We start from the raw sequence: 11,760 nt of genomic DNA, 5'->3' as shown, positions 1-11,760 counted from the left end.
CTCCGGGCTTTTCCCTTCGGTCTTGCGTCTCCGACTCTATCAGATCTTTCCGACCCGATTTCCTCGGTGCTTTCCGGTCCCTTTCGCTTTCGCTCCGGGCCCTTCCGGCGTTTCCGACTCTATCAGATCCTTTCGGCGTCTGATTCCCAGTCAGCGGGAGTTGTCTTTCCGGCTGTTGGGCCGTTCCGACGAGTGAGACTTTAGCGGATTCCCTGCCCCCGACGCTAATCGGGGCCGGCGTCCAAACCTTCGAACGCGGATTCCTCATTTCGCAAAAACGCACGGAAAGCACGACGGCACGGCAAAGCGCTGTCGGCTTCTGTGGTTCTTGCGGAATGGCTGTCCGGGGCCGACCGGGGTCGGTGCTCACGTCGGACAACTCGGAGAACACTACGGAGCCGGGAAGGTCGTGTCAAGCCTGGTCCGGGGTCCGGTGGCGGAAGGCGTTGCGGTAGGCGCGGGGGCTGGTGGAGAGGCGGGAGGCGAAGTGCTGGCGCATGGTGACCTCGCTGCCGAAGCCGGCGCGGCGCGCCACCTCGGGGAGGGGGTGGTCGGTGAGCTCCAGGAGCTTCTGGGCGGCGGCCACGCGCTGGGTGATGAGCCAGTGCAGGGGGGTGGTGCCGGTGGTGGCCTGGAAGTGGCGGGCGAAGGAGCGGGGGGACGTGCCGGCGACGGCGGCGAGGCTCGTGACCGTGTGGGGTTCGGAGAGGTGGGCCAGGGCGTGGGCGCGTACGGCGGCGAGGGCGTCGGCGTCGCGGTCGGCGCGGGGGGTCGGGTGCTCGATGAACTGGGCCTGGGTCCCCGTACGGAAGGGGGCCGTGACCATGGAGCGGGCCACGGTCGCGGCCGCTTCGGCGCCGTGGGCCGTACGGACCAGGTGGAGGCAGAGGTCGATGCCGGCCGCGGTGCCGGCCGAGGTCCAGATGCCGGAGTCCTCCACGAAGAGGGCGTCGGGTTCGACCCGTACCTCCGGGTGGCGGGCCGCGAGGGTGCGGGCCAGGTGCCAGTGGGTGACCGCGCGGCGTCCGTCGAGGAGTCCGGCGCGGGCCAGGACGAAGGCGCCCGCGCAGAGGGAGGCGACCGGGATGCCGGTGGCGTGGGCGCGGCGGAGGGCGTCGAGGACCGGGGGCGGGACGTCGGCGTCCGGGTCCTCGACGCCCGGGACGACGACGAGGTCCGTGGGGGTGAGGTCGTGCAGCCAGGTCAGGGGGCGGTCGGGAGTCAGGGTGAGGCCGCCCCGGAGGCGTACCGGAGCGTGCGGGTCGGTGGCCGCGCGGTGGAGTTCGAACGGGGGGACGCCGCGGAGGGTGCGGTCGCTGTCCCAGACCTCGGTGATGACGGAGACGTCGAAGGTGCGGACGCCCGGGAAGGCGAGGAGCGCGATGCGCTGGGGGCGGGTTTCCGGGGACGGCGCCACGGGTGGCAGTAAACCATCGGTCGGTGGCATTCCCCCCTCTGGGGCACGGGGGCCCGCGGCGGAAGGATCGTCGGTATGGAGATCGCGGAGAACGCAGCGCTGGTGGTCGTGGACGTGCAGAAGGGCTTCGAGGAGGAGTACTGGGGGAAGCGGAACAATCCGGACGCGGAGCGGAACATCGCCGTGCTGATCGATCTGTGGCAGGAGACCGGGCGGCCGGTCGTCCTCGTGCGGCACGACTCGGCGGAGGGGTCGCGGTCGCCGCTGCGGGCGGGGCACGTGGGGAACGACTTCAAGGACTTCGTGGAGGAGCGGCGGGGGAAGGGGTCCGGGCCCGAGCTGCTCGTGGTGAAGTCGGTGAACTCGGCGTTCTACGGGGAGCCGTCCCTGGACGCGTGGCTGCGGGGGCACGGGGTCGGGCAGATCGTGGTCGTCGGGATCCAGACGAACATGTGCAACGAGACGACGGCCCGGATGGGCGGGAACCTCGGGTACGGCGTGGTGTTCCCGCTGGACGCGATGCACACCTTCGACCTGGAGGGGCCGTACGGCTGGACGGCGGGCGCGGACGAGCTGACGCGGGCGACGGCAGTCTCGCTGCACGGGGGCGGGTTCGCGGAGGTGGTGGGCACGGAGGACGTGGTGCGGGGGGCCTCCGCGGGGGCTGCCGGGGTGCGGTGACCCCGGCGGCCGGGTGGGTCAGCCGTTGCCGGAGGCCAGTTCGCGGCTGCGGTCGCGGGCCGCTTCGAGGGCGGCGATGAGGGCGGCCCGTACGCCGTGGTTCTCCAGTTCGCGGATGGCGCTGATGGTGGTGCCGGCCGGGGAGGTGACGGCCTCGCGGAGCTTGACCGGGTGCTCGCCGCTGTCGCGGAGCATCACGGCGGCGCCGATGGCGGCCTGGACGATGAGGTCGTGGGCCTGGGCGCGGGGCAGGCCGAGGAGGATGCCGGCGTCGGTCATGGCCTCGACCAGGAAGTAGAAGTACGCGGGGCCCGAGCCGGAGAGGGCGGTGGCGGCGTCCTGCTGGGACTCGGGGACGCGGAGGGTCTTGCCGACGCCGCCGAAGATCTCCTCGGTGTGGGCGAGGTGGTCGGGGGTGGCGTGGCTGCCGGCCGAGATGACGGACATGCCCTCGTCCACGAGGACGGGGGTGTTCGGCATGACGCGGACGACGGGGGTGGCGGTGGCGAGGCGGTCCTCGATGAAGGAGGTGGGGATGCCGGCCGCCGCGCTGATGACGAGGCGGTCGGCGGTGACGTGCGGGGCCAGCTCGTCCAGGAGGCGGCCCATGTCCTGGGGCTTGACGGCCAGGATGAGGGTGTCGGCGCGCTTGGCGGCCTCGGCGTTGGTGACGGTCTCGACGCCGTAGCGGGTGCGGAGCTCCTCGGCGCGTTCGGCGCGGCGGGCGGTGACCAGGAGGTTCGCGGGGCGCCAGCCGGCGCGGATCATGCCGCTGAGGAGCGCTTCACCGATCTTGCCGGTGCCGAGGACTGCGACGGTCTGGGTCATGGCTCTGTTCACCTCGCCGGAGGGGGGTACGTGTCGTCATCCTCGCACCGGGGGCGTGATGGCGGTGCGGGTGTCCGAGGGGCGGTCACGGCCGGTCAGGCGGTGCGGCGGCGGAGGGTGGCGGCGCCGAGGGCGAGGACGAGGAGGGCGCTGCCGGCGACGACGAGGACGTCGCGGACGAAGGCGCCGGTGACCTCGGGGTGGCGGAGGACCTCGTTCATGCCGTCGACGGCGTACGACATGGGCAGGACGTTCGAGACGGCTTCGAGGGCGGGGGCCATGCGGTCGCGCGGGGTGAACAGGCCGCAGAGGAGGAGCTGGGGGAAGATCACGGCCGGCATGAACTGGACGGCCTGGAACTCGGACGCGGCGAACGCGGAGACGAAGAGGCCGAGGGCCGTGCCGAGCAGGGCGTCGAGGAGGGCCACCAGAAGGAGGAGCCAGGGGGAGCCGACGACGTCGAGGCCGAGGAACCACAGGGCGAGGCCGGTGGCGAGGGCGGACTGGACGACGGCGAGGAGTCCGAAGGCCAGGGCGTAGCCGGCGATGAGGTCGCCCTTGCCGAGGGGGAGGGCGAGCAGGCGTTCCAGGGTGCCGGAGGTGCGTTCGCGCAGGGTGGCGATGGAGGTCACCAGGAACATCGTGATGAGCGGGAAGACGCCGAGGAGCGAGGCGCCGATGGTGTCGAAGGTGCCGGGGCTCCCGTCGAAGACGTACCGGAGCAGGAAGAGCATCGCGCACGGCACGAGGAGCATGAGCGCGATCGAGCGCGGGTCGTGGCGCAGCTGGCGCAGGACGCGGGCGGCGGTGGCGAGGGTGCGGGCGCTGCTCATGGCCGGGGCTCCTGGTCCTGCTGGTTGTGGGCGGTTCCGGGGCGTCGTCCCTCCCGGGCGGCGGCCGCGTCGACGAGGTGGAGGAAGGCCTCTTCGACGGTGGGGGTGTCGTTGCGGCGGCGGAGGGCCTCGGGGGTGTCCTCGGCGAGGATCTCGCCCTCGCGCATGAGGAGGAGCCGGTGGCAGCGCTCGGCCTCGTCCATGACGTGGGAGGAGACGAGGAGCGTGGTGCCGCGGTCGGCGGCGATGCGGTGGAAGAGGTCCCACAGGTCGCGGCGGAGGACGGGGTCGAGGCCGACGGTGGGCTCGTCCAGGACGAGGAGTTCGGGGGCGCCGAGGAGGGCGACGGCGAGGGAGACCCGGCTGCGCTGGCCGCCGGAGAGCCGGCCGGCGAGGGAGTCGGCGCGGGAGGTGAGGTCGACGTCGGCGACGGCCCGGTCGACGGCGGCGCGGCGCTCGTGGCGGTGGGCGCGGCCGGGGAGGAGGACGGCGGCGAAGTAGGCGAGGTTCTGGCGGACGGTGAGGTCGTCGTAGACGGACGGGGCCTGGGTGACGTAGCCGATGCGGGGGCGCAGGGCGGGGTCGCCGGCGGGGCGGCCGAGGACGGTGAGGGTGCCGCCGACCTTGGCCTGGGTACCGGTGATCGCGCGCATGAGGGTGGTCTTGCCGCATCCGGAGGGGCCGAGGAGGCCGGTGATGCGGCCGGCCGGGACGGTGAAGTCGAGGCCGCGCAGGACGGTGCGGGCGCCGCGGACGGCGGTGAGGGAGCGGGCGGTGATCGCCGCGGGGGTGGTGGCGGTGGCGGGGTCGGTGGCTTCGAGGTCGTCGGCTTCGGTGTCGTCAGCTTCGGACCGGTCGCCGCTCCCGTCCGCCGAATAATTCATCATGTAATGAATAGTGGGCCTGGGGATGCCGGCCGTCAAGCTTCCGAAGGTGTCGGGGTGCTCGCCGCGCTCGGGTCGCCTGCCCGGGTTACCTGCCGCGCCTGGGCTTCTTGCGGGCCGCCGGGTTGCCCGTGCGGGAGCCGCGGCGCTTCTCGTAGCGGGCGAGGGCCGCCTCGTACTCGGCGCGGTGCAGCTTCTCCCCGGGCGCCTCGGTCAGGCAGCGGGCGCCGTACGCGAGGAGCGAGCCGATGAAGCCGATCGCCTTGAGGCTGCGCAGGGCGTCCTCGCGGGCCGGGTCGTCCGGGCGGCGCTGGAAGCCCTCCCAGGTCTTGCGGCAGGCGATGGCGCTGCAGACCGCGAACATGACGATGACCAGGCCGTTGACGAGACCGCCGGTGTTCGCGATCCGCAGGCCCTGGAAGGCGAAGCGCAGCACGAAGCAGGACGCGACGGCGGCGGCGAACGCGCCGGCGGCCAGGCCGGCGCGGCGCAGGCCGTAGTGGCCGCCGTGGTCGACCCAGGTCGTGCCGAAGAAGCGGATCTCCTCGGGCCGGGGCCCGCCGGGGGTGGCACCGGTGGCGCCGCCGGTCCTTCCGGCGGCGCTCCCGGCGGCCGCGTCGTCCGCCGTGCGGGGGGTCTGCTCGTCGTCGCTCACGGGGTCGATTATCCCCGGGCGACCGTCCGGGCGGGCCGGTGGCGGTCCTCGCCGTCAGCCGCAGCGGGGGGCCACGTAGCCGTCGCTGCCGGTCTTCACGTACGCGTCCGCGACGAACTCGTCGCTCGCGATGTTGTCCCAGATGTTCGACGTGCCGTACGGGCCGGAGACCGATTCGCCCCGGGTCTGGCAGTAGATCGGCACGCTCGCGCCCAGCGGGAGCGTGCGCACGATGCCGTACTTCGTCCCCGGGCCGGAACGCACGTTGACCCGGTGGCCGGGTGCGACCGGATAGCGCACGACGCTCATGGAGACCGCCCCCTCCGCCCCGGTGCCGACCGCCGGTTCCGCGGTGGTGTTCGTCTCTTCCACAGCCATGAAGACCTCCCCCGTCGGGAGCTGGAACCGCTCCGCTGGAATTCACTCTCTGCGACGCGCAGGCTAGCAAGCCCCTCCGACATCGCACGCCCCATGGACTAGGCTCCGTGCGTCGCGCACGCGCGCGGACTCGACGGGGAACCACACGGGGGTGGGCGATGCCGCCGTTGCGCGGTGCCGGTGCCGACCGGGAAGCAGAAGGACACGAGTACGCGGGCGCGTACCGCCTCCAGGCAAGTCTCGGCTCGGGCGGCATGGGAGTGGTGCACCTGGCCACCTCCCCCTCCGGGCTGCGGCTCGCGGTCAAGGTCGTGCACGGGCAGTACGCGGAGGACCCGGAGTTCAGGGCCCGCTTCCGCCAGGAGGTCGCGGCCGCGCGCCGGGTGAGCGGCGCCTTCACCGCGCCCGTCGTGGACGCCGACCCCGACGCCGTGCGCCCCTGGATGGCGACGCTGTACGTCCCCGGCCCCACCCTCGCCGACCAGGTCAAGCGGAACGGGCCCCTCTCCCCCGCCGGGCTGCGCCGGCTGACGGCGGGGCTCGCGGAGGCGCTGCGCGACATCCACCGGGCCGGTGTGGTCCACCGGGACCTCAAGCCGAGCAACGTGCTGCTCACGGACACCGGGCCGAAGGTCATCGACTTCGGCATCTCCCGGCCGGTGGACAGCGACCTGCGCACGGAGACGGGGAAGCTGATCGGGTCGCCGCCCTTCATGGCGCCCGAGCAGTTCCAGCGCCCGCGGGAGGTCGGTCCCGCGGCGGACGTGTTCGCCCTCGGGTCCGTGCTCGTGCACGCCGCGACCGGGCACGGCCCGTTCGACTCCGACAGCCCGTACGTCGTCGCGTACCAGGTCGTGCACGACGAGCCCGATCTGACGGGCGTCCCGGACGACCTCGCCCCGCTGGTCGCGCGCTGCCTCGCCAAGGAGCCGGCGGACCGCCCGTCCCCGGCCGAGATCATGGCGGCGCTGCTGCCGCCCTCGTACGAGGCGACGGCGTTCGTGCCGTCGCGGCGGCGGGCCCCCGCCGCGCCCGCTCCCGAGCCCCGGCCCCCGGCCTCCTGGGAGGCGGACACCCCCGTACGCATGACCGCGGACCGGCCCCGGCGCCGGTGGCCGCCCCGCCGGGCCGTCACGGCCGCCGCGCTCCTCGTCCTTGCGGGCGGCGCGGTCTTCGCCGCCGTCCCGTCCGGCGGCGGGGGCGCTCCCGCGCCGGAGCCGCACCGGGCCGGGGCCGCCGGGGCGTTCGCCGGATGGCAGACCCCGCTGCAGAAGGACGGCGACCCCGCCGCGCCCGCCTGCGCGTACGTCGGCGGCGCGCTCTTCTGCTCGGGCCGGGGCATCGGCGCCGCGCGGCTCGACCCCGCGACCGGCCGCGTGCTCTGGTCGCGGCCGGCGCCCCCCGGCGAGAAGCACTCCGCGCCCGTGCCGCTGTCCGGGGGCCTGGTCGGCGTCGTCTCCGACGACGACCGCCTGCGGGCGTACGGGACCGACGGCGCTCCCGGCTGGGACACGGGCACGTCCGAACGCCACGGCGGCGTGCGGGGAGCGGGCGACACGGTCCTCACCGGCGGCTCGGGCACGGTGAGGGCCGTCGACGGCGCGACGGGGGGACCCCGCTGGGACCACGCGCTGCGCGGCCACGCGGCGCCGCGCCTCGGCCGGTACGCGGCGGAGACCGGCCTCCTGCCCGTCTTCGAGAACTCGGCCGGCGGGACCCGCACCCTCGTCAGCGCCCTGCGCCCGAGGAGCGGCGAGATCGCCTGGCAGAAGCGCCTGGACGGGGACCTCGTCCCGGTGGGCACGGGCGCGGACGGCGCGCTCTTCCTGCGGTCCGTGAACCTCGACTCGCGCACCGACGCCGTCGTCGTCCACGACCCCGCCGCGGGGTCCACCCGCCGCGTCCCCCTGCCGTCCCCGCTCGACGAGCCCGGGGTCGCCGTGCGGGGGGCGACCATCTACCTGCTGACGCCGACGGGCCGGCTGACGGCCCTGGACACCGCCGCTCCCGGCGGCCGCGTCCGCTGGGAGCTGGAGACCGCCGCCGGCACGGTGTCCGTCCCCGTCACCGGCCCCGGCGACCGGCTCTACTTCTCCGCGTCCGACGGGCGGCTGCTCGCCGTCGACACCGCGCGCGGCGCCCTCCTCGGGCAGACCCGGCCCCGGCTGCGGGACGGCAGGCTCGGGTACGCGACGTCCGTCCCCGCGCCGGTCGTCGCCGGGGACCGGGTGTTCGGGACGGCGCCGGACGGCTCCGTGTTCGCGGTGGACGCGCGCGATCCGGCGGCCTGGTGAGCCCCCGGCGGGGACGTACGGGGAGGGGCCCGGAACTTCGGAAAGTTCCGGGTCCCTCCCCGTACCGCTCCGGGATCAGCCCAGCTTGGTCACGTCGCGGACCGCGCCCTTGTCGGCGCTCGTCGCCATCGCCGCGTACGCCCGCAGCGCCGCCGAGACCTTGCGCTCGCGGTTCCTCGGCGCGTACACCCCGCCGAGGGCCTCGCGGCGGGCGGCGAGGACGTCGTCGGCGACGAGGAGGTCGATCGAGCGGTTCGGGATGTCGATGCGGACCCGGTCGCCGTCCTCGACCAGGGCGATGGTGCCGCCCGAGGCCGCCTCCGGGGAGGCGTGGCCGATGGAGAGGCCCGAGGTGCCGCCGGAGAAGCGCCCGTCGGTGACCAGGGCGCAGGTCTTGCCCAGGCCCCGGCCCTTGAGGAAGGAGGTCGGGTAGAGCATCTCCTGCATGCCGGGGCCGCCGCGCGGGCCCTCGTAGCGGATGACCACCACGTCGCCGTCCTTGACCTGCTTGTTGAGGATCTTCTCGACGGCCTCCTCCTGCGACTCGCAGACGACCGCCGGGCCCTCGAAGGTCCAGATGGACTCGTCGACGCCGGCCGTCTTCACGACGCAGCCGTCGGCGGCGAGGTTGCCGTGCAGGACCGCGAGGCCGCCGTCCTTGGAGTACGCGTGCTCGGCGTCGCGGATGCAGCCGTTCGCCGCGTCCGTGTCGAGGGCCTCCCAGCGCTCGGACTGGGAGAAGGCGGTGGCGGAGCGGACGCAGCCGGGGGCCGCGTGCCACAGCTCGACGGCCTCCTCGGTGGGGGAGCCGCCGCGCACGTCCCAGGCGTCCAGCCACTCCTTGATGGAGCGGGAGTGGACGGAGTGGACGTCCTCGTTGAGCAGGCCGGCGCGGTAGAGCTCGCCGAGGATGGCGGGGATGCCGCCGGCGCGGTGCACGTCCTCCATGTAGTACGTGCGGTCCTTGGCGACGTTCGGGGCGACCTTGGCCAGGCAGGGGACGCGGCGCGAGACCTCGTCTATGTCGGTCAGGCCGTAGTCCAGCTCGGCCTCCTGGGCGGCGGCGAGCAGGTGCAGGATCGTGTTGGTGGAGCCGCCCATGGCGATGTCGAGGGCCATGGCGTTCTCGAAGGCGGCGCGGGTCGCGATCGAGCGGGGCAGGACGGAGGCGTCGTCCTCGTCGTAGTACCGGCGGGTGATGTCCACGACCGTGCGGGCGGCGTTCTCGTAGAGGGCGCGGCGGGCGGTGTGGGTGGCGAGGACCGAGCCGTTGCCGGGGAGGGAGAGGCCGATGGCCTCGGTGAGGCAGTTCATCGAGTTGGCGGTGAACATGCCGGAACAGGACCCGCAGGTCGGGCAGGCGTTCTCCTCGATGCGGAGGATGTCCTCGTCGGAGATCTTCGGGTTCACGGCGTCGGAGATCGCGTCGACCAGGTCGAGCGTGCGGACCGTGCCGTCGACGAGGGTGGCGCGGCCGGACTCCATGGGGCCGCCGGAGACGAAGACCGTCGGGATGTTCAGGCGCAGGGCGGCCATCAGCATGCCGGGGGTGATCTTGTCGCAGTTGGAGATGCAGATCAGGGCGTCGGCGCAGTGCGCCTCGACCATGTACTCCACGCTGTCCGCGATCAGGTCGCGGGAGGGCAGGCTGTAGAGCATGCCGCCGTGGCCCATCGCGATGCCGTCGTCCACGGCGATGGTGTTGAACTCGCGGGGGATGGCCCCGGCGGCCGTGATGGCCTCGGAGACGATCCGGCCGACCGGCTGGAGGTGGGTGTGGCCGGGGACGAACTCCGTGAAGGAGTTGGCGACCGCGATGATCGGCTTCCGGCCGATGTCCGCGCCGGGTACACCGGAGGCGCGCATAAGGGCGCGTGCGCCCGCCATGTTGCGGCCGTGGGTGACAGTGCGGGACCTCAGCTCGGGCATCGTCGCTCGCTCCTCGTGACGGGTGTGCTTGCTTTCGAGCGTACGCCGCCGGACCAAGATCTGGACAGGGTGTCCGCATGCCGGACGGGTTGTTCAGCTTTCGGTCAGGTGTCCGGCTCGGCTTCCGGTCGGGTGCCGGGCGCGGTCCGGGGGCCGGGTCCGGTCGGGCGCCGGGTCCCGTCCGGGCGCCGGGTCCCGTCCGGGCGCCGGGTCCCGTCCGGGCGCCGGGTCCCGTCCGGGCGCCGGGTCCCGTCCGGGCGCCGGGTCCGGTCCGGGGCCGGGTCCCGTCAGCTCTCGGTCAGGTAGCGCTGGAGGGTCGGGGCCACCTGGGCGACGATCGCCTCCGGGTCGGCGGAGGCCAGCGGCTCGACCCGGATCGCGTACCGCAGGATCACGATCCCGATCATGTGCGAGGCGGCCAGCTCCGCGCGGAACTTCGGATCCGGCACGTCGAGCTCGGCGGCGATCCGCTCCAGGAGCCGCCGCAGCACGAAGGTCCGCAGGACCGCGGCCGCCGCCTCGTGGGTGAGGGCGGAGCGCACGATCGCGAGGAGCGGGGCGCGGCTGGCCGGGTTCTCCCAGACCCCGATGAAGAAGCGGGCGAGGCGCTCGCCGATGCCGTCGCGGGGGCCGGAGACGATCGCCGGGACGACGGTCGCGGGCTCGAAGGAGACCTCGACGGCGGCGGCGAAGACCTCGTCCTTCGACCCGAAGTAGTGGTGCACGAGGGCCGGGTCCACCCCGGCCGCGCGGGCGATGCCGCGCACCGAGGCCTTGTCGTAGCCGCGCTCGGCGAACTGGTCGCGGGCCGCCTCCAGGATGCGGGCGCGGGCGCCCGGGCCGCTCTCCCCGGCGGTACGGGAGGGGCGGCCGCGGCGGCGGGGGGCGGGGTCCGCCGGGTCCCGTCCGGCCTCGGGGTCCTGGCCGGGCCCGGTCACCGGCACTCCGGTCCCGTCACGGGCGCGGGGCCCGGGAGGGGCGGCCGGCGGCGGAGGCGAGGTGGAGCCGGGTGAAGGCCAGGGCCTCCGCGAGGTCCGCCTCGCGCTCGGCGGCCGACATCGCGCGGCGGGTGTTGACCTCGATGACGACGTGCCCGTCGAAGCCGGTGGCCGCCAGCCGCTCCAGGAGCTCGGCGCAGGGCTGGGTGCCGCGCCCCGGGACCAGGTGCTCGTCCTTGGCGGACCCCCGGCCGTCGGCGAGGTGCACGTGGCCGAGCCGGTCGCCCATGCGGTCGATCATGGCGAGGGCGTCGGTGCGGGCGGTCGCGGTGTGCGAGAGGTCGACGGTGAAGTGCCGGTAGTCGTCCTTGGTGACGTCCCACTCGGGGGCGTACGCGAGCATCTCGCGGTCCTTGTACCGCCACGGGTACATGTTCTCGACCGCGAACCGCACGTCGGTCTCGTCCGCCATCCGCCAGATGCCGCTCACGAAGTCGCGGGCGTACTGGCGCTGCCAGCGGAACGGCGGGTGCACGACGACCGTGGAGGCGCCGAGCTTCTCGGCCGCCGCCCGGGCCCGCCGGAGCTTGACCCACGGGTCGGTGGACCAGACGCGCTGGGTGATGAGGAGGCAGGGGGCGTGGACGGCCAGGATCGGCACCCGGTGGTGGTCCGAGAGCCGGCGCAGGGCCTCGACGTCCTGGCTGACGGGGTCGGTCCACACCATGACCTCGACGCCGTCGTAGCCGAGGCGCGCGGCGACCTCGAAGGCCGTCGCCGTCGACTCCGGATAGACCGAGGCCGTCGACAGGGCGACCTTCGCATCCGGGACGCGCACCACTGGTTCTGCCACGCAGACAGGGTACGGGGCGGGCCGGGGCGCCGGAGGGTGGTTCCGGTCACGCCGGGCCCGTCGCGGGGGC

Annotated in this window: 11 protein-coding genes; 2 read left to right on the top strand and 9 right to left on the bottom strand. The window is 74.2% G+C overall.

Going from position 1 to position 11,760, the window contains the following annotated elements:
* Window positions 1-412 precede the first annotated feature (412 nt).
* The gene (locus OO47_RS24395; RefSeq protein WP_199812332.1) at window positions 413-1,447 is read right to left on the bottom strand and encodes a GlxA family transcriptional regulator; all 1,035 of its coding nucleotides are present in this window, start codon (window positions 1,445-1,447) and stop codon (window positions 413-415) included.
* A 45-nt stretch (window positions 1,448-1,492) separates the two neighbouring features.
* Here OO47_RS24395 and OO47_RS24390 point away from each other — a divergent pair, with 45 nt between their 5' ends.
* A complete protein-coding gene (locus tag OO47_RS24390) occupies window positions 1,493-2,098 on the top strand; it encodes a cysteine hydrolase family protein (RefSeq protein WP_030219571.1) in 606 nt (201 codons plus the stop codon).
* An 18-nt stretch (window positions 2,099-2,116) separates the two neighbouring features.
* Here the strand turns inward: OO47_RS24390 and proC are convergent, their stop codons facing one another.
* From proC to OO47_RS24365, 5 genes are all read right to left on the bottom strand, one after another.
* Entirely contained in the window at window positions 2,117-2,926 is an 810-nt protein-coding gene (gene proC / locus OO47_RS24385; protein WP_030219569.1) for a pyrroline-5-carboxylate reductase, read from the bottom strand.
* A gap of 95 nt (window positions 2,927-3,021) precedes the next feature.
* Window positions 3,022-3,759: an ABC transporter permease gene (locus tag OO47_RS24380; protein WP_030219566.1), complete on the bottom strand. Its 738-nt coding sequence runs from the start codon at window positions 3,757-3,759 to the stop codon at window positions 3,022-3,024.
* Window positions 3,756-4,646 (bottom strand): ABC transporter ATP-binding protein, encoded by an 891-nt coding sequence (locus tag OO47_RS24375; RefSeq protein WP_078489871.1) that lies wholly within the window; start codon window positions 4,644-4,646, stop codon window positions 3,756-3,758. The genes OO47_RS24380 and OO47_RS24375 overlap by 4 nt, the downstream gene beginning before the upstream one ends.
* A gap of 85 nt (window positions 4,647-4,731) precedes the next feature.
* Window positions 4,732-5,298: a hypothetical protein gene (locus OO47_RS24370; RefSeq protein WP_030219555.1), complete on the bottom strand. Its 567-nt coding sequence runs from the start codon at window positions 5,296-5,298 to the stop codon at window positions 4,732-4,734.
* Between the two features lie 54 nt (window positions 5,299-5,352).
* Window positions 5,353-5,676, bottom strand: a complete 324-nt coding sequence (locus tag OO47_RS24365) for an SH3 domain-containing protein (RefSeq protein ID WP_030219551.1) — start codon at window positions 5,674-5,676, stop codon at window positions 5,353-5,355.
* A 158-nt stretch (window positions 5,677-5,834) separates the two neighbouring features.
* Here OO47_RS24365 and OO47_RS24360 point away from each other — a divergent pair, with 158 nt between their 5' ends.
* Window positions 5,835-7,970, top strand: a complete 2,136-nt coding sequence (locus tag OO47_RS24360; RefSeq protein WP_030219550.1) for a serine/threonine-protein kinase — start codon at window positions 5,835-5,837, stop codon at window positions 7,968-7,970.
* A 75-nt stretch (window positions 7,971-8,045) separates the two neighbouring features.
* Here the strand turns inward: OO47_RS24360 and ilvD are convergent, their stop codons facing one another.
* The 3 genes from ilvD to OO47_RS24345 all read right to left on the bottom strand — a co-directional run bounded on the left by ilvD (window position 8,046) and on the right by OO47_RS24345 (window position 11,690).
* Entirely contained in the window at window positions 8,046-9,899 is a 1,854-nt protein-coding gene (gene ilvD, locus OO47_RS24355; RefSeq protein ID WP_030219549.1) for a dihydroxy-acid dehydratase, read from the bottom strand.
* 287 nt (window positions 9,900-10,186) lie between these two features.
* A complete protein-coding gene (locus tag OO47_RS24350; protein ID WP_030219546.1) occupies window positions 10,187-10,837 on the bottom strand; it encodes a TetR/AcrR family transcriptional regulator in 651 nt (216 codons plus the stop codon).
* Between the two features lie 16 nt (window positions 10,838-10,853).
* A complete protein-coding gene (locus OO47_RS24345; protein ID WP_030219543.1) occupies window positions 10,854-11,690 on the bottom strand; it encodes a sugar phosphate isomerase/epimerase family protein in 837 nt (278 codons plus the stop codon).
* Between the last annotated feature and the right edge of the window lie 70 nt (window positions 11,691-11,760).

Source organism: Streptomyces bikiniensis (assembly GCF_000716625.1).
GTDB classification, from domain to species: domain Bacteria; phylum Actinomycetota; class Actinomycetes; order Streptomycetales; family Streptomycetaceae; genus Streptomyces; species Streptomyces bikiniensis.
The sequence above is the reverse complement of the archived record's forward strand: the minus strand, read 5'-3'. Positions and strand labels throughout refer to the sequence as shown.

What these genes read in the sequence shown, in the direction of transcription:
- OO47_RS24375 (WP_078489871.1), bottom strand. Translation starts at nt 4,646, where the DNA reads ATGATGAATTATTCGGCGGACGGGAGCGGCGACCGGTCCGAAGCTGAC.
- OO47_RS24390 (WP_030219571.1), top strand. Translation starts at nt 1,493, where the DNA reads ATGGAGATCGCGGAGAACGCAGCGCTGGTGGTCGTGGACGTGCAGAAG.
- OO47_RS24395 (WP_199812332.1), bottom strand. Translation starts at nt 1,447, where the DNA reads ATGCCACCGACCGATGGTTTACTGCCACCCGTGGCGCCGTCCCCGGAA.
- proC (WP_030219569.1), bottom strand. Translation starts at nt 2,926, where the DNA reads ATGACCCAGACCGTCGCAGTCCTCGGCACCGGCAAGATCGGTGAAGCG.
- OO47_RS24360 (WP_030219550.1), top strand. Translation starts at nt 5,835, where the DNA reads ATGCCGCCGTTGCGCGGTGCCGGTGCCGACCGGGAAGCAGAAGGACAC.
- ilvD (WP_030219549.1), bottom strand. Translation starts at nt 9,899, where the DNA reads ATGCCCGAGCTGAGGTCCCGCACTGTCACCCACGGCCGCAACATGGCG.
- OO47_RS24365 (WP_030219551.1), bottom strand. Translation starts at nt 5,676, where the DNA reads ATGGCTGTGGAAGAGACGAACACCACCGCGGAACCGGCGGTCGGCACC.
- OO47_RS24380 (WP_030219566.1), bottom strand. Translation starts at nt 3,759, where the DNA reads ATGAGCAGCGCCCGCACCCTCGCCACCGCCGCCCGCGTCCTGCGCCAG.